The organism is Hydrogenophaga defluvii, assembly GCF_042665235.1.
GTDB classification, from domain to species: domain Bacteria; phylum Pseudomonadota; class Gammaproteobacteria; order Burkholderiales; family Burkholderiaceae_C; genus Hydrogenophaga; species Hydrogenophaga defluvii_A.
Genome location: NZ_JBHTBZ010000034.1, coordinates 72,138 through 93,034, shown reverse-complemented (window position 1 = coordinate 93,034; position 20,897 = coordinate 72,138). Strand labels below are relative to the sequence as shown.

Below are 20,897 nucleotides of genomic sequence, written 5' to 3'. Positions count from 1 at the left end.
TTGCCATCCAGCATGCGCACGGCCTGGTGTTGCAGCAGGTGCCGGCACAACACATGGCGTTGCTGGCCAAACGGCGCTGCGGCCGATGGGGTGGTGATCACCGCCAGCTCCGAGACCTGGTTGTTGCTGATCGCGGGCCAGCAGCTGCAAGAGCCCATCGTGCAGTACGGCCCGTTCGTGATGAACACGCAGCAGGAGATCTGGCAGGCGCTGAGTGATTTTTTGCGCCGGGCGCTTGGGCAACCAGCGGGTTGAGTGTCATGGCCCGCGATGGTAATCGGGGATGACCATGCCGGGATGGTGCAGCCACACGTCGAAGGGGATGGACTGGTCCATCACGAAGCGGTCGCCCCGGTACCAGAAGCGACCGGCCAGCACCACCTGGCCTTGGCGGTCGAGCACACGGCGCGTCATCTGCAGCACCGGTGTGCCGAAGGGGCAGTCGAGCGCGCGCGACAGTGGCAGGTCGGCCGGGGCCACGCTCAGCGTCTGTTGCACCTCGTGCAGCCGGCCGGGCGCGTGCTGGTTGATCAGCCAGGCGATCTTGTGGCGTTTTTCAGCGCCACGTGGAAACAGCGCGCGCACGCTGCTGTCCACGTGCATTTCGATCAGGCAGAAGGGCTCACCCTGGTGGATGTGGCGCTTCTTCACCATGTCGTAGCTGGCGCAAGGCTTGAAAGGGCCCAGCAGATCGGCCGGCAGCGGTTGGCGGCGTTGTTGCTCGATCAGGTCGATGCGCAGCTCGGCAGCGGCGGGGTCGTTGATGGCCGCGCGCAGGTGGGCGTCCAGCCCGGCGCCACGCTGCGTGGGCGCGTCGGCCACAAAGGTGCCGCGCCCTCGCGCGCTGTGCACCAGACCTTCGCGCGCGAGCACGCCGTAGGCCTGGCGCGCGGTGATGCGGGCCACGCCGTGGGCCTCGGCCAGCTCGGCCACGGTGGGCAGACGGGAGCCTGCGGGGATTTCGCCTTGGGCGATCTGGTGGCGCAGCACACTGGCCAGTTGCGCGTACTGCGCCACACCGGCTTCCACCGCCGTTTTCATGAGGTCTCGATGTTCATGGCGCGCACAAAAGGCACCCAGCGCGCGCGTTCGCGCTGGCCAAAGCTGTCGGCATCGGTGGGCGTGCTGGGGCCCAGGGCCTCGGAGCCGCCTTGCGCCAGCCGCTGCAACAAACCCGGTTGCGCCAGGGCCTGGTTGAGCGCGCGGTTGAGGCGGTCGATCACCGGCTGCGGCGTGGCGGCGGGCGCGAACAGGTTGTTCCAGGTGTAGGCCTGGTAGTCGGGCAAACCGGCCTCAGCAAAGGTGGGCACCTGTGGGCCCATGGCACTGCGCTGGGGCGCCGAGAGCGCGAGGATATGCGCCTTGCCTTGTTGCACCAGCGGGTTGGTGGCGAGGAAACCGTCGAACAGCAGATCCACGTGGCCGCCGGCCAGGTCGGCCAATGCCGGGCCGTTGCCCTTGTAGGGCACGTGCATCAACGAAATGCCTGCCGCCTTGGCAAAGGCCTCGCCCACGATGTGGCTGATGGAACCCGGCCCGCCCGAGCCGTAGGTGATCTTGCCCGGTTGTGCCTTGGCCTGGGCAATGAGCCCGGCCAACGTGGGCGGCATTTTGCTGCTGGCCACCAGGATCATGCCGGTGCGTGCCACCAGGCCGATGCTGCGCAGGTCGCGCTCCACGTCGAAAGGCAGGGTTTTGTACAGGCCCACGTTCATCACCATCTGAGAGCTGGTGCCCAGACCGATGGTGTAACCGTCGGCAGGCGCCTTGGCCACCGCGTCGGTGCCTACCGAGCCGCCTCCGCCAGGGCGGTTTTCCACCACCACCGGCTGACCCAGGGACTCGCTCATGTGTTTGGACAACTCGCGCGCGATCAGGTCGTTGCCGCTGCCCGCGCCAAAGGCCACGATCAGCTTGATGGGTTTGCTGGGAAAGTCCTGCGCCCACGAGGTGGCGGGCGCCAGGGTGGTGGCGAGCAGGGCGGTGAGGGTTTGGCGGCGGTCCATGGGCTTGTCTCCTTGTTCTACAGCAGGTGGGGGGGGACACGTAGGGGCATGGAAAGAAGGATCTGGGCCATGCCTTTGCCCAGCGGGTCGTTGCGCAGCGAGGCCATGCCCCCGCCGCCCAAGGCCTGTTCGCACACAAAATTGAATGCGTGGATGCCGGGCACTTCGAAGCGCGTGACCGGGCCTTGCACGAGGTGCGCGAGCCAAGTGGCCACGCGCTCGGGCGTGAGTTGTGCCCGCAGCAGCGGCAGCAGCTCGGGCCGGCGCGCAATCACGCCGATGTTGGAGGTGTCGCCCTTGTCGCCGCTGCGCGCCCAGGCCAGGCGCACCAGGGGCACGTCTACCGAGTCGGGTCCGGCGTCGACTGTGTGGCTGTTGTGTGTGGGTGCGGGCGGTGTGATGGGGGTGCCGGCGGGCACCGTCACGGCGATCGTTTCGCCATCGAGATGCACCTGCGGCATGACCCGTGACTTGTCGACCAAAAACGCGTACTGCCGGATAGAGGGTGACACCGAGGGCCGCCCGGCCGCGCCCGTGGTGCCGGGCGACCACGAGGTGCCGGCCGGTGCGATTTCGCGCGCAAACAGCTCCAGCGCCTCTTTGCTGCGGTGGGTCACGGTCAGGCGCAGGATGGCCTCGCGCGTGTCGGCGTGGCGCGCGTGTGGGCCGTAGCACGACTCGGCACCCAGCACCTCCAGGTGGTGTTCCTTGAACGCGCCCAGGCCCAGTGCAGCCAGCATTTTACCGGTGCGGATCAGGATGGCTTCGCCCGTGCGGCGCGCCTTGGCCACCGCGTCGATGCCGACGATGGTGAGCTGCGCCGAACAACGGAAGCCCGCCATGTGGGTGGCGCTGACCTTGTAAAAGGGCGTGGGCGGACGGCCCCGCGCGCCTTCCACGCGCACGCGGTGTTCGCCGGTCTGCGCCATGTGCACCTGGGTGAAGTCGCACACCACGTCGGGCAGCAGGTAGGCGGCGGGGTCGCCAATCTCGTACAACATTTGCTCGGCCACCACGGCGGGCACCACCAGGCCGCCGGTGCCCGTGGGTTTGGTCACCGTGAAGGCGCCGTTGGCCTCGCATTCCACGATGGGGTAGCCGATGTGTGCCCAGTCGGGCACACGGTCCCAGTCGGTGTGCAGGCCGCCCGTGCCCTGGGCGCCGCACTCGATGATGTGGCCGGCCAGCGCGCCGGCGGCCAGCAGGTCGTGCTGCTCGGGTGCCCAACCGAATTCGTGCATCAGCACGCCCAAGGTCACGGCCGAATCCACGCAGCGCCCGGTGATGACCACTTGCGCGCCCGCATCGAGCGCGGCCTTGACCGGCAGGGCACCCAGGTAGGCGTTGGCGCTGACCAGCTTTTCGGGCAACGGCGCGCCGCTTTGAAGCTCGCGCACGGGTGGCTGGGCTTCGCGCAGCGCGCCCACCTGGGGCATCAGGTCATCGCCGGTGACGACCGCGATTTTCAGCGCCACACCTTGCTCGGAAGCCAAGGCCGCCAACGCATCGGCGCAACCTTGTGGGTTCACGCCGCCGGCGTTGCTGACCACACGTATGCCCTGATCCACCACGTCTTTGAGAACTTGTTTCATGGCCACCGTCACGAAGTCGGTGGCGTAGCCCAGCTCCGGCTTCTTCAGGCGCGCGCCGGCCAGCAGCGACATGGTGAGTTCGGCCAGGTAGTCGAACACCAGGTAGTCGATCTGGCCACTGCGCACGAGCTGTGGGGCGCCCACGGCGCTGTCGCCCCAGAAGCCGCTGGCGCCGCCTATGCGTACCACTTTGCTCATCGGCCACTCCAGTTGGGTTGGCGTTTTTCGCGGAATGCGGCCTGGCCTTCGGCGGCGTCCTCGGTCAACGCAAACAGCGCGATCTGGCTTTCGGTGAAGGCCATCGATTGTTCGAAGCTCATGTGCTCGGTGTGTTTGAGCGTGTAGAGGCCGCGCCGGATGGCGGCGGGCGATTTGTCGAGCAACTTGTTCAGCACGGTTTGCAGCGCCTCGTCCACGTCGTCGGACACGCCGTTGATCAGCCCAACGTTCAACGCGCGTTCCGCGCTGAACGGTTCGCCCGTGAGGCACAGTTCGTTGAGCACACGCCGGGGCAACAGATCGCCCAGCACGCTGAGCACCTGGGCCGGGAACACGCCCACCTTGACCTCGGGCAGACCAAAAATGGCGTGGCGTGCGGCCACCACCAAATCGCACATGCCCATGAGGCCCATGCCACCGGCCATGCAGGCGCCGTTGACGCGGGCGATCAGCGGCACGTTGCTGGCGCGCGCCTGCCGCAGCACATTCGCAAAGCCCTGGTGTGGCTCCGAGTAGTCGAACTTGAACGAACTGCCGGTCTGCAAATCGGCCCCGGCACAAAAGGCCTTGCTGCCCGCACCGGTGATGACGATGGCCCGCGCCTCGCGTGTCTGGTTGACACGAGCGATGGCCGCGCCGATACCGTTCAGCACGGTCGCATTCATCGCGTTGCGGCGTTCTTCGCGTTGTATGGTCAGCCACAACACGTCGCCGCGTTGTTCTTCCTGCAGTTCGGAGATGTTGCTCATGGTTGTCCTTGTCAAGAAGTCATTCGCGCAGTGCGCCGCTGGCCAGCAGGGCCTTGATGCGCGTGTCGTCAAATCCGGCCTCGCGCAGCACGCTGCGGCTGTGTTCACCCGCGCGCGGTGCCGGCGTGGCCGGGCCGGGCGGTGTGCCCGACCACTCGCTCGGCACGGCGGTGTTGCGCACCGTGCCCACTTGTGGGTGTTCAAGCTCATTGAAGAAGCCGATGTCTTGCAGGTGGGGGTCGCCCAGCACCGACTCAAAGGTGTGCATGGGAAACACCGGGATGTCGGTGCCGCTCAGCAGCGCCTGCAGCTCGGCCGTGCTGCGCTGCGCGATTTCGTCTGATACCCACTGGTACAGCTCGGTGATGTGGCGGGTGCGGGTGCCGATATTGGCCAGGCGCGGGTCGGTGTCAAAGGCCTCGGGCTGGCCGATGGCGTTGAGGAACTGGCGCCACTGCTGGTCGGTGTAAATCAGGCAACACACATGGCCATCGCGCGTGGCGTAGGGCCGGCGCTCGGGCGACAGCAGGCGTGGGTAGCCAAAACCACCCTGTGCCGGCACAAAGGTCTGGCCGTACAGGTGGTCGCCCAGCACCTGCGGCAGCAGCGTTTCGAACATCGGTACGTCCACCCGTTGGCCCACGCCGGTTTGTTCGCGCGCGTACAGCGCCGCGCAGATCACACCGAAGGCGTGTTGTCCCACCATGCGGTCGGCCAGGGTGAAGGGCACGTAACGTGGCACGTCGCCGCTGCCCAGGGCCACGGCCTGGGGCAGGGCACAGGCCGCCTGGATGAGGTCGTCAAAGGCCGCGTTGCCGGCGTAGCGGCCGCGTTCGGAGAAGCCGAACATGCCCACATAGATGAGCCGCGGGTACAACGCCGCCAGCGTTTCAAAGTCCAGCCCCAGGCGGCGCATGGCGGGCGGACGCACGTTGTAGGTCAAGACGTCGGCGTCTGCCAACAGGTCCAGCAAAGCCTGTTTGCCCTCGGGGTGTTTCACGTCCAGCACCACACTGCGCTTGTTGCGGTTCAACCCCAGGAACAGCGGCCCCAAACCTTGCGCGCCTTGCGGGCCAATGCCGCGAATCACATCGCCGCCCGGCGCTTCGACCTTGATCACGTCGGCCCCCAGGTCGGCCAGCATCTGCGTGGCCGACGGGCCCATGAACACGGCCGTCATGTCGATGACGCGCACGCCCGAGAGTGGGCCGGCGCGGGGTGGTTCTGAGGGTTTCAATGCTGCACCTAAAAACCTATCAATAGGTTTAATGGGTGCATGTTATGAGGCGCTGGGTATCTCGCGTTTTAGGGGAAACCCGAGCCAGCTTCCAAGGCCCAGCGAAATCGGCGCCTCACCGCTCCGCAATGTAGTGCGTCATCTTCGCACTCTCACCCTCGGCCAGAAAGGCGCGCAACTGGGCTTCGAGTGACTGGTCGGCCACGGTGGCGCGGGCGCGCTGGTGCAGGTAGTCGGCCCAGGACTCGACGATGAAGCGTTCGGTGTAGCGCGCGGGCTGGCCCAGATCTTTGTAGACCCGCCAGAAGGTGGCGCCGTCGCGTTTGCGGGGTGCGCGCAGGCGGGCGGCGGCGTCCAGAAAGGCTTCGTCGGTGCCGGGGCGTATGCGGTAGCTGATCTCTACCGCGATGGGGCCGGCCTCGGGCGCAGGTTCGGCTTCGATGAAGAGTTCGTCCCAGGGCGTGCTCTGGGTCACCTCGTGTGTATCGCCCACACGCAGCGGGAAGGGTTTGACCAGCAGCAGGCCGGCGGCCATCAGGGCGGCGGCGCTCAGCAGGGCGGTGTTCAGCCCGAGGATGTCGGACACCGCCCCCCAGAAGGCCGAACCCATGGCGTAGGCGCCCAGAGCGGCCACCATGTGCAAGGCCACGGCGCGCGAGCGCACCCAGGGCGGCGCGCTGGCCTGGGTGGCGCTGTTGAAGATGGACATGGAGGTCATCCATGCCGCACCACCGGCGCCCATGGCCAGGTAGATCAGCCAGGGCACACGCACCAGCGCCGACAGTGTGAGCACCAGCGCAAACACCACGACGGTCACGATGACGATGCGGTCGAGCGAGAAGCGGGCGCGCAAGCGGCCCGCCACCATGCCAGCCATCACCGCGCCGGAACCCATGCAGCCCATCAGCAGGCCAAAGCCCTCGGCGCCGGTGCCCATGCGCTGGGCAATGGTGGGCAACAGCGCCCACAGGGCTGAGCCCGCCGCGCCATAGGCCATGACGCGCACCAGCTGCGCCAGGATGATGCGCGAGTGCCAGGCGAAGCGCAGGCCGCTGAGGGTGCCACCCCACAGGCGCTCGGCGGGCAGGCGGCTGGGCGGGTGGGGCTTGGGTGGCCAGCGGCGGGTGGCCTCCCACATGAGCGCGGTGGTGAGCACCGTGACGAGAAACACCCAGCCCGCCCCCAGGCGGGTGAACATGAGGCCGGCCAGTGTGGGACCGACAGCGCGTGCGGCGTTGTAAGCGATGCTGATGACGGTGATGGCTTGTGGCCATTCCTCGCGCGGCACCGGGTCCACCACCGAGGAGTTCCAGGCCGGCGTGAGCATGGCTAGGCAGCAGCCGCAAACAAACACGAGGAACAGCACCGATGCCGGCCCACCCCAGTGCCCCAGGGCCAACACGGCCAACAGGGCGCTGGCCACCAGTTGCGCCACCAGCGAGATGCTGATGAGGCGGCGGCGGTCGGTGGTGTCGGCCAGCACGCCGGCCGGCAATGCCAGCACAAACATGGGCAGGAACACGGCGGTCTGTACCAGCGCGGCCAGGAAGGACGAGCCGCTGAGTTCCATCATCAGCCAGGCCGCCACCATGGCCTGCATGCCGTTGCCGATGAAGAAGGCGGCGCCACACAACCACAGGCCTCGGAAGGCGGGTTGGCGCAGGGGGCTCCAGATCGAGGCGGTGGTGGACATCACCGCATTATTCATGGATCGACTGCGGCGATGTGCGGCGACGGGAGTTCAGAGACCCAGCGAGCGCGGGTCGTTCGGGTGTTCGGCCAGGGCGTGCACCTGAATGTTCATCCACGGGTACAGGGGGAGCGACGTCAGACAGGCGTGCAGCTCGGTGGCGTCGGCCACCTCGTACAGGGTCCAGTTGGCCCAGCGGCCGGGGATGCGCCACAGCCGCTTGAGCTTGCCCTCGCGCGCTAGCTTCTGGCCCTGCAGCAGCTCGGCGGCAAAGATTTCGTCTTTCAGCTTGGGGTCGTTGCCGGGCGGCCACTCGATCTCGATGTGCACCAGGAATTCCATGGTTCAGCCTTCGTAGGTTTTGCCCAGCGCCAGCAGTTCGGGCGTGCCGATCAGTTCGTTGAGCTGGTCGAAATCCAGCATCTCGTCCTTGAAGGGTGCGGTGGTGCGGTGCTGGTGCAGGCTGCCGTAGTAGCGGCGCAGGGTGTGGGCCACGGCGCGCGCGGTACCGCCGGGGAAGATGACGATGCGGTAGCCGATCTCGCCCAGCAGGTCGGCGCTCTGCACCGGCGTCTTGCCGCCTTCGACCATGTTGGCCAGCATCGGGATGCGGTGGGCAAAACGGCCGCAGGCGGCGTCCATCTGCTCGCGGCTGCGAACGGCTTCGATGAACAGCGCGTCCACGCCGCAGGCCAAGTAGGCCTCGGCGCGTTCCATCGCGGCATCAAAGCCTTCCACCGCTACCGCGTCGGTGCGTGCGAGGATGAGTGTCTGGTCCGACTGGCGCGCATCCAGCGCGGCGCGCAGCTTGCCACACATCTCGGCCACGGGCACCACGCCCTTGCCGTCCAGGTGGCCGCAGCGTTTTGGGAAGGTCTGGTCTTCCAGTTGCACCATGGCCGCGCCCGCGCGTTCGAAGGCGCGCACCGTGCGCTGGGTGTTGAGCGCGTTGCCAAAACCGGTGTCGGCATCCACGATCACCGGCGTGCGCACCCGCTCGGTAATGCGCGCCAGCGTGTCGGCCACCTCGGTGGCGGTGGTCAGGCCGATGTCGGAGCGGCCCAGGCGCGTGTAGGCGATGGAGGCACCCGAAAGGTACAGGGCCTCAAAGCCGGCCTGCTCGGCCACCAGAGCGGTGAAGGCGTCGTAGATGCCCGGGGCCAGCACTGCGCCGGGGTGTTGGAGGCGTTGTTTGAAAGGGGTGGGGGTGTTCATGGCGTTGGCATCAGGCCTGGAGTTGTTCAATGAGCGTGGTGGCCGCCACCCAGCCGCCGCCCACGGCGCTGAGCAGCCCGTTGCCGGCCAGGTAGCCCCAGGCGTCGTTGCCCGAGACACCGCGCGCCGCACCGCCCGCGGCCAGCAGGTTGGGCAGCACCGAGCCATCGGCGCGGCGCACGCGGCAATGGGCGTCGATGTCGAGGCCGCCCTGGGTGTGGAACAGCGCGCCGGTGACCTTGACCACGTAATAGGGCGCTTGCAGGCGGCGCTTGAACCGGCGCCCCAGCGGATCGGGCCGGGCCGGGTCCACGCTGTCCAGCGTGGCTTGCAGCGTGGCCTCGTCGCAGCCAATGATCGCCGCGAGCTGAGCCACGTCGTCGGCGCGCTTGAGGGCGCCGGCGGCTTCGGCCGGAACGAAGTCCGGGAAGCTGCGGGTCAGCGGCAGCAGCGCTTCGTCAAACACCTCCCAGGCCACGCTGCCGGGCTGGTGCAGCACGTGCACGGCCGCTTCCGAGTAGCCCTGTGACTCGTCCTGAAAACGCTCGCCCCGCGCATTGACCTGGATGCCGCCTTCCATGATGGTGGCCCAGCTCATCAACGCGCCCTGCGGTGTGATCCACGAGCCGTGGCCCTGGTAGCCGTGCAGGTCGGCGAGCGCCGCGCCGAGGCCGCGGCCCCAGGCGATGGCGCTGCCGTCGTTGCCCACATGGCCGCCGAAAGCGGCATCGGCCATCGGGGGCAGCAGTTCGCGCACCATGTCGGCGTTGCCGCCAAAGCCGTTGCAGGCCAGCACCACCGCGCGGCAGGCCAGGTGCTCGAGGCTGCCGTCTGGGCGCTGATAGCCCACGCCGATCACGCGGTCGTTGTCATCGGCCCAGACCTCGCGCACCAGCGCTTCGGTCAGCAGGTCGGCGCCCAGGCCGGTGGCGGTGCGCTCCAGCGCCGCCATCAGCGCAGCACCGGTGTGTTCGGGCACGCCGTGCATGCGCCGCACGCGGTGGCCGGGGTACAAAAAACCGTCCTGTACCTCAAACGCAATGCCCAGCGACTCCAGCGTGTCCAGCGCCTGCGGCACCGCGGCCACGTAGGCCTGCACCAGGTGTGCGGGCGCCTCGCCATCGGTCTTGGTGATGATGTCCTCGGCCAGCATCGCCAGCGAATCATCAATGCCCAGCGACTGTTGCAGCCGCGTGCCCGCCGCCGGGATCAGCCCCGAGGACAGCGCGGTCGAGCCGCTGGGCAGCGCGTCGCGCTCCAGCAACACACAGTCGATGCCGGCCTGGCGCAGGCGGATGGCAGTGGTCAGGCCGCAGGCGCCAGCGCCGACGATGGCCACGGCCACCTCGGGCGCATCGGCGGGCATGGTGGTGGCGCGCACCACGCGCGGGGCAGAAGTCGTGTCCTGGGTCATGCGGGGGTTTGCAGTCGCTGTCGGAGTTGGTTGAGCAGGCCGCCGGCCTCGACCATGTCGAGCAGGAAGCCTGGAATGGGTTCGCACGGCAGGCGGCTGCCGTTGGCGCGCAGCACGCGGATGTCGGGCAGGTGCTGCAGGTCCAGCGCCACCTGTTCGCCTTCCTGTAGTTGTTCGGCCTCAGCGCAGGTCAGCAGCAGCAGGCCCAGGTTGAACGCATTGCGGAAATACAGCCCGCTGAACGAAGGCGCAATCACCGCCTTGACGCCCAGCTTCACCAGCGCGCCCACAGCTTGTTCGCGCGAGGAGCCGATGCCGAAGTTGGGCCCGGCCGCGATCACGTCACCCGGCTGCACTTGCGCTGCAAATTCAGGCCGCACACCTTCAAGGCAATGCGGCGCAATGCCTTCAATGCCCAGCTTCATGTAAGCGCCGGGCGCGAGCTGGTCGGTGTCGATGTCGGCGCCGAGCTTCCATACCTTGTGTGCCGTGTTCATGCCATCACCTCGCGGGGGTCGGCGATGCGCCCGCGCAGAGCGGACGCCGCCACGGTGTAGGGCGAAGCCAGATACACCTGCGCGGTGGCCGAGCCCATGCGGCCCTTGAAGTTGCGCGCGGTGGTGGCGATCACGTTGGCGCCGTCCGGTATGTTGCCGCCGTAGCCCGAACAGGCGCCGCAGGCGGTGGGCAGCAGTTCGGCGCCGGCCTCGCGCAGCACGCCCATCACGCCTTCGGCCTCAGCCTGTTGCTGGTCTTGCTGGCTGGCCGGTGCCACCATCAGGCGCACCCCGCTGGCCACGCGCTGGCCGCGAAACACGTGGGCTGCGGCGCGCAGGTCGTCTAGCTTGGCACCGGTGCAGGCGCCGATGTAGGCCACCTGCACGGCAACGTCATCGAAATGGCCGACCGGGTGCGTGTTGGCTGGGCTGTGGGGCGCGGCCACCTGGGGCGCCAGCGTGCTGGCATCAAAGCGCCAGGTGCGTGCGTCGGCTTCGCCCACGTCGTCGTCGGTGAACCAGGGCGTGATGTCGATGGCGTCGGCGGGCACGCCGGTGCCCAGCAGCCAGTCGCGGGTGACGTCGTCGGGTGCGATCAGTCCGGCCTGGGCGCCCAGTTCGGCGCTCATGTTCGAGAGCGTCATGCGCTCCTGCATCGACAGCGCGATCACGGCCGGCCCGCCAAATTCCACCGCCTGGTAGGCGCCGCCGTTCATGCCGAAGCGGCCAATCATGTGCAGCATCATGTCCTTGGCGCTCACGCCCGCGGGCAGGCGGCCGTCCCACCACATGCGGTAGGTCTGCGGCACGCGCACCCAGAGCTCGCCGGTCACCACCACGCCCAGCATTTCGGTGCTGCCGATGCCGAACATGTAGGCGCCAAACGCACCGCCGGTGGGCGAATGCGAGTCGCCACCGACGCAGAACATGCCGGGGCGCAGGTGTCCTTTTTGCGGCAGCACCACATGGCAGATGCCCTGGCTGTCGTACACGTGCGGCAGGCGCTGCTCGGCGGCCCAGTCGCGCGCGATGCGCACGATGCGGCGCGAGTCGTCGTCCTGCTCGGGCACGTAGTGGTCCATCACCAGCACCACGCGGTTCTTGTCCCAGATCTGTGCGCCCAGCTCCTCCAGCATAGGCTTGAGGCGGCGCGGGCCGGACGAGTCGTGGAACATGGCCAGATCGACTTTGCAGCTCACGATCTCACCGGTGGCCACATGGTCGCGGCCACAGGCTTTGGCAATGAGTTTCTGGGCCAGCGTCTGGGCCGGCCGCCGTGGGGTGTTCATGAGAGGCACCTTGTCATGGGAGGATTTCCTTGGCGACGATGCGCGCGTCGATGGCACCGACCTGCGACAGCTCCATCTGGTATTCGTAGCGGTCCGGGCGGTACAGGCCGTGCAGCAACTGCACCGGGCGGTCCTGCGTGTCGAACACCAGGCGGCGCACCTGCAGCAGCGCGGTGCCCACGGCCACCTGCAGCTCGGCAGCCACTTGCGCGTCGGCCTGGCGGGCCGAGATGGTCTGGCGGGCGCGGCCCGGCACGATGCCGGATTCCTCCAGCAGTTGCAGCATGGGCTTGACCGCCAGCTCTTTGCGGCCGTAGCCGCGCACCAGTTCGTCGGGCACGTAGGTGGTGATCAGCGACACCGGGCCGGCGCTGGCGCTGCGCCGGCGCACGGCCTTGCGCAGCTTGGTGCCCTCGGGAACCTGCAGGGCCTGCGCCATGTCGGGAGAGGCCTGGATGATGCGCCAGTCCAATACCTTGACCGAGGTGCTGCGACTGACCTGCACCAGGTTCTCCAACAGCCCGTTCAGGCGCGAGCCGGAGTGCTCCAGCGGCGCTTGCGCGGGCGGGTTGCGGCCCTGCTCGGCGCGGGTGGTGGGGCGCGTGCCGCGGCCCGCCTCGCGAACGATCAGGCCCTCGTCCACCAGTTGCTCCAGCGCGCGCCGCACCGTCACCCGGCCGACGCCAAATTGTTTGGTCAGCTCCAGCTCGCCCGGCAGGCCATGCACAAAACGGCCCTCTTCCAGTTGTTCGCGCAGTACCAGGTAAATCTGGTGGTATTTGGTCAGTGGCAGCGATGCCGGCATGTGTTTCCCTCCCTTTTCAGTGTGTCGTACTGCCGTTGATGTCTTCAACGGTCACGGGGAAGAGATTGTCCAGGGGCGCCTGCGCCATCACGTGGTAGAGCACAAAGCGGTGGCTGTCGTGGGCGTCCATCTCGCTGGGTGTGAAGGCAAAGGCCAGATTACCGGCGGTGCTCACTCGGCCTGGGTAGCCGTGGTGCAACAGGTTCTGTTTGAACACCGCCGCCACCGTACGTGCGAGTTCGGAGTCGGGTGCGATGCATTCCACCACCAGCCCCGCCTCGTGCTGGCTGCGGTGCTCGGGCGGCAGCGGGCGCACCGCGCCATGGCCGTACACATGCGGGAACAGTTGCCATGGACCGGGCACCAGCTCGCGCACTTTGGCCTCCACGGCCGCCAGCACCGGCCCGATGTGCTGCAGCAGCGTGGGGTCGGCCACACCGGCCACAAGCACCGCGCGCGCGCCCACGCGGGCCGCGCCTTCGATCTTGAGGCTGGGCAACGCGCGTGGCACAAAACGCGCACCGCTGACACGGGTGCGGTGTTCGTCGAGTGCGGTGTAGCGGGCTTCGCGCAAATCCAGCGTGCCTTCGGGCTCTTCCACAAAGTGCGGGTCGGCCTGTTCATACAAGGCATGTGCCGCCACCGACGCCGGTGTGGCGTGGCGCTGCGGGTGCATGCTCTCCAGCGTGAAGCCGCCCATGTCCAACTCTGCCAGCATGGCGTCGCGCCCGCCGGGCACGCAGCACAGCGAGGTGCATTCGATGATCTTGGCCATGTGCAGCGCCAGCGCCAGCGGGTAGCCCAGCAACTGCGGCAGCGCGGCAAAGATGGCGGTGTCGCAGGCGCGGCCGGCAATCAGCACGTCGGGGTCGGTCTGCAGCGCGCGGGCCAGGGCGTCGGTGCCGCACTGGGCCACGATGTGGCGGCAGGCGCGGATGTCGGCTTCGCTGGGCTCGGCCATGGGGCCGATGGGCGCGAGCCGGCCTTCGTTCAGCGCCTGCACCACGGTGTCGGCCGGCACGTCGCTGTGCACGGTGGCCAGGCGCAGGCGCAGCCCGCGCTCGGCCGCCAGCTCGCGCACCACGGCCACGGTGGCTGCCAGGTGCGGCGCGGCGCCTGCGGTGCCTGCACTGCCGATCACCAGCGGAATGCCCGCGCTCAGCGCGGCTTCCAGCACCAGGGCCAGATCGCGCTTGACCATGCCCAGCGGCGCGGCCAGGGTGCCCGAGCCCAGGTAGTGCGGCCCGGGGTCGATGGAGCCCATGTCAGCGCCGATGCAATGCGGTTGGCGTGCCATGCCGCGCGCCAGGCTGTCGGCTGGAATGCCATAGCCCAGTTGGCCCGAGGCAGACAACACCCGCAGCGGCTCGGCACCTGGGCGGTGTCCTTGCAGCAGGCGCTGTGTGGCGCGGGTTGCGCGGGCAGTGGGCAGCGCTGCGTTCAAAGCCACACCTCCAGCAAGGGGCCATGCTGCTGCGCGCCGTACACATCGCCGTCGCCTGGCGAGCCGGCGCACACACGGCGCGGCAAGGTGAACTTGATCGCGCGAATGCCGGGCAAGGCAAAGCGCTGCACCGCCTGCGCCGGGCAGCGGTACAGATGCGCCACCGCATCGGCCTGCAAGGCAGGGCTGCTGGCCGCGCGCTCGAACGCCTGCGCGTCGCGGAAGAACAGGTCCAGCGTGAGCAAGGTCGGGCCCGCGTTTTTGCTGCGGATCACCGGCGCGAGTTCGGTGAGGGCCACGAGAGCGGTGGTGGGCTCAGTCATGTCAGCGGGCCGTGAAGCCGCCATCGGCACAGATGAGCTGGCCGGTGATGAAGGACGCCCGGCTGGAGAGCAGAAAGCTCACCAGTTCGGCAATCTCTTGCGGCTGCCCCAGGCGCGCCATGGGAATGCTGGCCTGCATGGCGGCCAGCGCGGCGGGGTCGGCCTTGGTCGCTGCCACCATGGGCGTGTCCACCGGGCCGGGGCCCACCGCGTTGATGCGCACACCTTCGGCCGCCCACTCCAGCGCCAGCGAACGCACCATGCCGTTGATGCCCGCCTTGGACGCGGCGTAGGCCGCGCCGCGTGCGTGGCCCACATGGCCGATCTGGCTGCTGATGACCACCACGCTGGCGTTGGCCACACGCTGTGCGCGCATGTGCGCAATGGCTGCGCGGCTCAGCACAAAGCTGCTGGTCAGGTTCACCTCCAGCGTGTGGCGCCATTCGCCCATCGAGGTGTCGTCCGAGCCTTTTTTGTAGAAGATGCCGGCGCAACAGGCCAGCCCATCGAGCCCGCCCAGCGCCTGTGCGGCGCGGCCGGGCAGGGCGGCGGTGCCGGCGTCGTCTAGCAGATCTTGCACCAGCACCACCGCGCCGGGCGCGGCGGCCGTCAATGCGCCGCGCTGCTCCTCGCTCTGCACCACCGCGGCCACGCGGGCGCCCTGGGCGGCGGCCACGGCCACGCAGGCCAGGCCAATGCCCGAACCGGCCCCCGTGACGAGCACGTGGCGGTCTTGCAACTCGAGGGCAGGCTGTGTGTTCATCTCAGAGGCCCAGGTAGTTCTTGCGCAGGTCTGGGTCGTGGATCAGGTCGGCCGCCTTGCCCTGCATCGCCACATGCCCGTTTTCGATGATGTAGGCCCGGTTGGCAATCGCCAGCGTCTGTACCGCGTTCTGTTCCATCAGCAAGATGGACTGGCCTTCGCGGTTGATCTTCTGGATCAGCGCAAACATCTCCTCCACCAGCAAGGGCGACAGGCCCAGCGAGGGCTCGTCCATGATCAGCAGCTCGGGCTCGCTCATCAGACCGCGGCCGATGGCCACCATCTGCTGCTCGCCGCCCGAGAGCGTGCCAGCCAGCTGCGTGAAGCGTTCTTTCAGGCGCGGGAAGATGCTCACCACATGCTCGATGTTCTGCTTGCGCCGCGCCGTGCCGCGCACCAGGCTGCCGAGTTCGAGGTTCTCCAGCACGTTCAGGTTGGGGAAGATGCGCCGGCCTTCGGGCACGTGGATCACGCCGCGCTTGACGATGTCGGTCGAGCTGCGCCCCACCAGTTCTTCGCCCTTGAAGCGGATCGAGCCCGAAAACGGCCGGTACAGGGCCGAGATGTTGTTGTTCAGCGTGGACTTGCCCACGCCGTTGCTGCCCAGCACGGCCACGATCTCGCCCTGGCCGACATCGAGGTCGATGCCGCGCAGAATTTCCACCGAACCGTAGCCGGCCCGCAGGCCGCGAATTTCAAGCATGGGAAGCCTCCACATGGCCGGCGGCCATCTTCTCGGCCGCACCGCGGCCCAGGTAGGCTTCGATCACGGCCGGGTTGCTCACCACCTCGCGTGGCGCCCCCTCGGCAATGATCTTGCCGTAGGACAAGACGTAGATGTGTTCGGACAGGCTCATCACCGCCTGCATCACGTGCTCGATCAGCAGCACGGTCACGCCGCTGGCGCGGATCTTCTGGATGATCTCGATGATCTCGACGATCTCGGAGGGATTCAGGCCCGCCATCACCTCGTCGAGCAGCAGCAGCTTCGGCCCAGTGGCCAAGGTGCGCGCCAGCTCCAGGCGCTTGCGCCCGGCCACCGTCAGGTCGGCCGCGGGCTGCTCCAGCATGGCGCCCATGCCCACCTGTTCGCCGATGCGGCGCGCGTGTTCCCAGGCCTCATCGCGCCGCGCAAAGCGCTGGTAGGCGCCCACAGCAATGTTCTCGTGCACGCTGAGCTTGGCAAACGGCTGCGTGATCTGGAAGGTGCGCACCATGCCGCGGCGCGCGATGTCGTGCACCGCCATGCCGGTGATGTCCTGGCCCAGCAGCGTGACCTTGCCCGAGTTGGGTTTGTGAAAGCCCGCGATGGCCGCGAACAGCGTGGTCTTGCCGGCACCGTTGGGGCCAATCAGGGCCACGATGCGGCCTTCGGGCACCTCCAGGCTGGCGTTGTCCACCGCCCGCAGGCCGCCGAAGATTTTGGTCAGTCCTTCTACCTTGAGCATCATTTCTCCCCTTGGCGCGCCACCGCTTTGCTGCGTTTGAACATGCGCTGAAACAGATCGATCAGGCCGTTGGGCAGGAAGGCAATGATGATCACCAGCAAGGTGCCGTAAATCACCAGCGACAGGCCCTGCACATTGGTCAGCACGCGGGCACCATCGCCCACGGCGGCCAGCAGCACCGCACCGATCAGCGGGCCGTACACCGTGCCCGCACCACCCACCATGCTGACCAGCAGCATCTCGACCGACTTGTCGACGCCGAACACGATCATCGGGTCGATGTAGAGGAAGTACTGCGCAAAGAACGCGCCGCCCATGCCACACAGGGCACCCGAGAGGATCAGCACCTTGACCTTTTCCTGGAAGATGTTGATGCCCAGGGCACGCGCGGCGTCTTCGTTCTCGCGGATCGCAGCCAGTTGCGCGCCAAAGCGCGAGTTTTTGAGCCACACCGCTACCGCAATCGAGCCCACGGTCAGCACCAGAATTACCCAGTAAAAACCAATGCGTTCGGAGAACTGGAAGTTGGCTGCGCTGGGCTTGGCCGGAATCAGCATGCCCAGGCCGCCGCCGGTGATTTCCACCGAGTTGGCGACGATGCGCAGCACCTCGGCAAAGGCCAGTGTGATGAGTGCAAAGTACGAGCCCTTGAGCCCGGCACGGAAGGACAGGAAGGCGATCACGAAGCCCACCACACCGCCGGCCACGGCGCTGGCCGGCAGGCCCCACCAGGGGTTGAAGCCGAAGCGGATTTGCAGAATGACGGACGCGTAGGCCCCGGCACCAAAGAACACCACATGGCCGAAGGAGAGTTGCCCGGCAAAGCCGCCGGCGATGTTCCACGACTGCCCGATGAAGGCGTAGAACAGCGCCAGCACGCCGAAGTTGACCCAGAAGGGCGACGAAAAAACCAGGGGAAAGGCGATGGCGACGGCCAGCAGGCCACCGTGCAGCATCCAGCCCTGGCTGCGGTTGAGCGTGTTCATTGTTTGGCTCCAAACAGGCCCGACGGACGGAACAGCAGGATGAGGATGAAGATGAGCGAAATGCCGATCTGGCCCAGGCTCTCACCCAGGAACAGGCCGCCAAAGGACTCGGTCAGGCCCACCAGCAGGCCGCCCACCATCGCGCCCACGAAGCTGCCCATGCCGCCCAGCACCACCACGGTGAAGGCCACCAGCACGAACACATGGCCGGTGGAGGGCGAGACGTAGAAGATGGGCATCAGCAGGCAGGCCGCGGCACCCAGCGTGGCCAGGCCAATGCCGTAGGAGATGGCAAACACCTTGTCCACATCAATGCCCACCAGGCGCGCGCCCACGCGCTCCTTGGCCACGGCGCGGATGGCCTTGCCCACGTCGGTGCGCTGGATCACCAGGCCCAGGATCAGGCACAGCAGCATGGCCGCGCCGAACGAAATCAGCTTGGGCAGCGACACCAGGTGCGGGCCGAGTTCGACCATGGTGTCGGAGTACGAGACCGAGATGGTGCGGGTGTCGCCCTTGAAAAACATCAGCGCCAGGTTCTCGATCAGGATGGACAGGCCCAAGGTGATCAGCAGGATGTTTTCGTCCTTGCCCTTGGCCAGCTTGCCGATCAGGAATTTGTAGAGCAGGTAGCCGACCGCAAACATCAGCGGCACCATCACCAGCAGTGACAAGTAAGGGTCGATGCCCAGTTTGGTCAGCAGGTAATAGACACCGAACATCGCCAGCATGAGCATGCTGCCGTGGGCGAAGTTGATGATATGCAGCACGCCGTAGATCAGCGTCAGTCCGGAGGCCACCAGGGTGTAGATGCCCCCGATGAGCAGGCCGTTGAGGGCGGCCGAAACAAGTATGGTCAGGTCCACGTGCAGTTCCCGATGGTGTAGGGGCGCAATAGGCCACCGCCCGCTGGCGTGAGCGGGCTGGTGGTCTTGAATATCAGGTGCGCCCGGGCGGCCGGGCGCTCGGGGGTCAGCTCAGCTTGGGGCGCGGGAAGACCGCCTTGGCCGAGGCGAACTGGTTGGGCCACACGGTTTCGATGTCGGTGGTGCTGGCCTGCAGCAGCACGCCGGTGCCGCCGGTGTTCTGGCCGTTGACGAACTTGGTGGCGCCGTAGGGCATGAAGTGGTTGGACCAGGTGCTGCTTTCCAGCGCAGCGATGACCTTTTCTTTGTCGGCGGTGCCGGCACGCTCCAGCGCATCGGCGTAGAGCATGACCGAGTTCCAGCCGCAGTACACCTCGAAGGTGAACAGATTGCCGGTGGCTTCGACCTTGCGCTTCATCTCCAGCGCCTTGGGGTTCTTGGGGTCGAACCAGTGGTTGAAGTCCATCATGTGCTGGGCCACCTGTGGCTGCTCCTTGACCAAGCGGTAGTTGAAGCCGCCGCCCAGCACGCTGAACATGGCTGCCACGTCGATGCGCTGCTGGTGCAGCGTGCGCGCCAGCAGCACGTATTCGTTTTGGTAGTTGCTCATGATCACGACATCGGGCTTGAGGCTGCGGATGCGCAGCGCCACGTTGGAGAAGTCGCGCGTGGGGTTGGCGTGCTTGATCGTTTCGATCGGCTGGATGTTGATGGAGGGCAGCTTGCCGGCCAGCAGGCGGGCGGTGCCGGTGCCGAATTCCGACTCTTCGTGGATGAGCACCGCGGTCTTGGCCACGTTACCGGCGGCGCCGTTGACCTGGCCCAGTGCCACGATGGCGTCATCCACACATTTGCCGAAGCCGGGTGCCAGGCGGAACACGTTCTTGAGGCCGCGGTTGACGATGTTGTCGGACACGCCCACGTCGATCAGGAATGGGGTGTTGTACTTGGCTGCCGCCTGGGTGGCCGGCAGTGCGATGGCGCTGGAGAAGCAGCCCACGTAGGCCGACACGCCGTCTTGGTGCAGACGCTCGACTTCGGACACGCCCACTTCGGGCCGCGACTGCGAATCCCCCAGCGCCGCTTCCAGCTTGGCGCCGCCCATGGACTTGATGCCACCAGCCGCGTTGATGGCGTCGATGGCCAACTGACAACCCAGGCGGCCTTGGCCTCCGCTGTAGGCCAGGCCACCGCTGACCGGATGGACCAGACCAATTTTGATGGGACGGGCTTGCGCAAACAACAGGCCGGGCGCACCCAGCACGGAAGTGGCGGCACCGGCCTGTAGCACCAGGCGACGGGAAATGCGAGCTTGGGAAGTCATGGCGTGTCCTCGAAAATGGGATGTGGATTAATTGTTCTAAACATAGAACAATTGGGCTAGACTATGAATCGATGCCACGGCGGTGTCAAGACCCGCGAACGAAAAACCCCCCAATAGGTTGGCCCATGGATCACGCCCATCACGGCTACTCGGCTTTGCCACATCGCCCGGCGGTGTCGTTTCCGAACGGGCCCAGGCTGCACGCCTTTGTGGTGCTGTGCCTGGAGCACTGGGACGCCGAGCCGCGCCCCGATGCGGTGCGCGACCCGCGTTTTGTGGGCGAGTTCGGCAGCTTCAGCCCCGACTACCGCAGCTGGACGCAACGCGAATACGGCCTGCGGCTCGGGCTGTTCCGGGTGCTCGATGCGCTGCGCGAGTCCGGCATCACCCCTGCCGTCGCGGCCAATGCGCACGCCTTGTTGCGTCTGCCCGAGCTGGCGCGGCAACTCGCGGTCCAAGGCTGCGAGTTCATCGGGCATGGCCTGGCGGCCAACGACCTCATGCATGGCGACATGCCGCTCGACACACAGCGCGACCACATCGCGCGCAGCCTGGTCGCGTTTGATGATGTGCTGGGCCAGCGCCCCACCGGCTGGCTGAGCCAGGACTGGGGCACCAGCCCCGACACCTTCGAGCTGCTGGCCCGGGCCGGCTTGCGCTACACGCTGGACTGGTGCAACGACGACCAGCCCTACCAGCTGAACACCACCCCGGCGCTGACGGCGGTGCCGCTGTCGGCCGAATGGGACGATGTGCAATGCCAGTGGCTGCGTCAGATGGCCCCAATCGACCACGCCGCGCTGGCGCAGCAGGCGTTCGATCGGCTGCACCACGAATGTGCCGCGCACCGCCGCGGCGCGGTGTTTGGCCTGGCCTTGCACCCCTGGGTGTGTGGCATGGCCAGCCGCATCGCTGCGTTGCGCGGTCTGCTGCAAACACTGCGCGCGTGCGACGGCGTGGCCTGGGTGCAACCGGCCCAACTGTTGCTTCCGATTCCGTCGCATGCCATCAACCCTTCTGCCTGAATCCG

General features: G+C 67.3%; 22 protein-coding genes. 2 read left to right on the top strand and 20 right to left on the bottom strand.

Annotated features, from left to right (window positions below; genetic code table 11):
* Positions 1 to 93: 93 nt before the first annotated feature.
* Positions 94 to 255: a pirin-like C-terminal cupin domain-containing protein gene (locus tag ACFQU0_RS12805; protein WP_382201358.1), complete on the top strand. Its 162-nt coding sequence runs from the start codon at positions 94 to 96 to the stop codon at positions 253 to 255.
* A 3-nt stretch (positions 256 to 258) separates the two neighbouring features.
* Here ACFQU0_RS12805 and ACFQU0_RS12800 read toward each other — a convergent pair whose 3' ends face one another.
* The 20 genes from ACFQU0_RS12800 to ACFQU0_RS12705 form a co-directional block, all read right to left on the bottom strand.
* Positions 259 to 1,041, bottom strand: coding sequence for a GntR family transcriptional regulator (locus ACFQU0_RS12800; protein ID WP_382201357.1), 783 nt, complete (start codon positions 1,039 to 1,041; stop codon positions 259 to 261).
* Positions 1,038 to 2,006: a Bug family tripartite tricarboxylate transporter substrate binding protein gene (locus tag ACFQU0_RS12795; protein ID WP_382201354.1), complete on the bottom strand. Its 969-nt coding sequence runs from the start codon at positions 2,004 to 2,006 to the stop codon at positions 1,038 to 1,040. The genes ACFQU0_RS12800 and ACFQU0_RS12795 overlap by 4 nt, the downstream gene beginning before the upstream one ends.
* A 17-nt stretch (positions 2,007 to 2,023) precedes the next feature.
* Complete coding sequence (locus ACFQU0_RS12790) at positions 2,024 to 3,796, bottom strand: acyclic terpene utilization AtuA family protein (RefSeq protein ID WP_382201352.1); 1,773 nt, start codon at positions 3,794 to 3,796, stop codon at positions 2,024 to 2,026.
* Positions 3,793 to 4,566, bottom strand: coding sequence for an enoyl-CoA hydratase-related protein (locus ACFQU0_RS12785; protein ID WP_382201350.1), 774 nt, complete (start codon positions 4,564 to 4,566; stop codon positions 3,793 to 3,795). Before ACFQU0_RS12785 ends, ACFQU0_RS12790 begins: the two co-directional genes overlap by 4 nt.
* A gap of 19 nt (positions 4,567 to 4,585) precedes the next feature.
* Positions 4,586 to 5,803 (bottom strand): CaiB/BaiF CoA transferase family protein, encoded by a 1,218-nt coding sequence (locus tag ACFQU0_RS12780; RefSeq protein WP_382201348.1) that lies wholly within the window; start codon positions 5,801 to 5,803, stop codon positions 4,586 to 4,588.
* A 115-nt stretch (positions 5,804 to 5,918) separates the two neighbouring features.
* Positions 5,919 to 7,496: an MFS transporter gene (locus ACFQU0_RS12775; protein WP_382201346.1), complete on the bottom strand. Its 1,578-nt coding sequence runs from the start codon at positions 7,494 to 7,496 to the stop codon at positions 5,919 to 5,921.
* Between the two features lie 48 nt (positions 7,497 to 7,544).
* Positions 7,545 to 7,835: a muconolactone Delta-isomerase gene (locus ACFQU0_RS12770; RefSeq protein ID WP_382201344.1), complete on the bottom strand. Its 291-nt coding sequence runs from the start codon at positions 7,833 to 7,835 to the stop codon at positions 7,545 to 7,547.
* A 3-nt stretch (positions 7,836 to 7,838) separates the two neighbouring features.
* Positions 7,839 to 8,708 (bottom strand): isocitrate lyase/PEP mutase family protein, encoded by an 870-nt coding sequence (locus tag ACFQU0_RS12765; protein ID WP_382201342.1) that lies wholly within the window; start codon positions 8,706 to 8,708, stop codon positions 7,839 to 7,841.
* 10 nt (positions 8,709 to 8,718) lie between these two features.
* Positions 8,719 to 10,122: an FAD-dependent oxidoreductase gene (locus ACFQU0_RS12760; RefSeq protein WP_382201340.1), complete on the bottom strand. Its 1,404-nt coding sequence runs from the start codon at positions 10,120 to 10,122 to the stop codon at positions 8,719 to 8,721.
* Positions 10,119 to 10,619 (bottom strand): LeuD/DmdB family oxidoreductase small subunit, encoded by a 501-nt coding sequence (locus ACFQU0_RS12755; protein ID WP_382201338.1) that lies wholly within the window; start codon positions 10,617 to 10,619, stop codon positions 10,119 to 10,121. The genes ACFQU0_RS12760 and ACFQU0_RS12755 overlap by 4 nt, the downstream gene beginning before the upstream one ends.
* Positions 10,616 to 11,908 carry a 3-isopropylmalate dehydratase large subunit gene (locus tag ACFQU0_RS12750; protein WP_382201335.1) on the bottom strand — a complete coding sequence of 431 codons (1,293 nt, stop codon included), beginning with the start codon at positions 11,906 to 11,908 and terminating at the stop codon, positions 10,616 to 10,618. Before ACFQU0_RS12750 ends, ACFQU0_RS12755 begins: the two co-directional genes overlap by 4 nt.
* Before the next feature lie 13 nt (positions 11,909 to 11,921).
* The gene (locus tag ACFQU0_RS12745) at positions 11,922 to 12,713 is read right to left on the bottom strand and encodes a GntR family transcriptional regulator (protein ID WP_382201333.1); all 792 of its coding nucleotides are present in this window, start codon (positions 12,711 to 12,713) and stop codon (positions 11,922 to 11,924) included.
* A gap of 16 nt (positions 12,714 to 12,729) precedes the next feature.
* A complete protein-coding gene (locus tag ACFQU0_RS12740; protein ID WP_382201331.1) occupies positions 12,730 to 14,157 on the bottom strand; it encodes an acyclic terpene utilization AtuA family protein in 1,428 nt (475 codons plus the stop codon).
* The gene (locus ACFQU0_RS12735; RefSeq protein ID WP_382201328.1) at positions 14,154 to 14,480 is read right to left on the bottom strand and encodes a DUF4387 domain-containing protein; all 327 of its coding nucleotides are present in this window, start codon (positions 14,478 to 14,480) and stop codon (positions 14,154 to 14,156) included. The genes ACFQU0_RS12740 and ACFQU0_RS12735 overlap by 4 nt, the downstream gene beginning before the upstream one ends.
* A 1-nt stretch (position 14,481) precedes the next feature.
* The gene (locus ACFQU0_RS12730; protein WP_382201326.1) at positions 14,482 to 15,243 is read right to left on the bottom strand and encodes an SDR family NAD(P)-dependent oxidoreductase; all 762 of its coding nucleotides are present in this window, start codon (positions 15,241 to 15,243) and stop codon (positions 14,482 to 14,484) included.
* A 1-nt stretch (position 15,244) separates the two neighbouring features.
* On the bottom strand, positions 15,245 to 15,946 hold the full coding sequence (locus tag ACFQU0_RS12725) for an ABC transporter ATP-binding protein (protein WP_382201324.1): 702 nt from the start codon (positions 15,944 to 15,946) through the stop codon (positions 15,245 to 15,247).
* Positions 15,939 to 16,691, bottom strand: a complete 753-nt coding sequence (locus ACFQU0_RS12720) for an ABC transporter ATP-binding protein (RefSeq protein WP_382201322.1) — start codon at positions 16,689 to 16,691, stop codon at positions 15,939 to 15,941. Before ACFQU0_RS12720 ends, ACFQU0_RS12725 begins: the two co-directional genes overlap by 8 nt.
* Positions 16,691 to 17,677, bottom strand: a complete 987-nt coding sequence (locus ACFQU0_RS12715; RefSeq protein WP_382201320.1) for a branched-chain amino acid ABC transporter permease — start codon at positions 17,675 to 17,677, stop codon at positions 16,691 to 16,693. The genes ACFQU0_RS12720 and ACFQU0_RS12715 overlap by 1 nt, the downstream gene beginning before the upstream one ends.
* Positions 17,674 to 18,543: a branched-chain amino acid ABC transporter permease gene (locus ACFQU0_RS12710; RefSeq protein WP_382201318.1), complete on the bottom strand. Its 870-nt coding sequence runs from the start codon at positions 18,541 to 18,543 to the stop codon at positions 17,674 to 17,676. The genes ACFQU0_RS12715 and ACFQU0_RS12710 overlap by 4 nt, the downstream gene beginning before the upstream one ends.
* Before the next feature lie 106 nt (positions 18,544 to 18,649).
* Positions 18,650 to 19,867: an ABC transporter substrate-binding protein gene (locus ACFQU0_RS12705; protein ID WP_382201316.1), complete on the bottom strand. Its 1,218-nt coding sequence runs from the start codon at positions 19,865 to 19,867 to the stop codon at positions 18,650 to 18,652.
* 125 nt (positions 19,868 to 19,992) lie between these two features.
* Here ACFQU0_RS12705 and ACFQU0_RS12700 point away from each other — a divergent pair, with 125 nt between their 5' ends.
* Complete coding sequence (locus ACFQU0_RS12700) at positions 19,993 to 20,892, top strand: polysaccharide deacetylase family protein (RefSeq protein WP_382201313.1); 900 nt, start codon at positions 19,993 to 19,995, stop codon at positions 20,890 to 20,892.
* Positions 20,893 to 20,897: the final 5 nt, after the last annotated feature.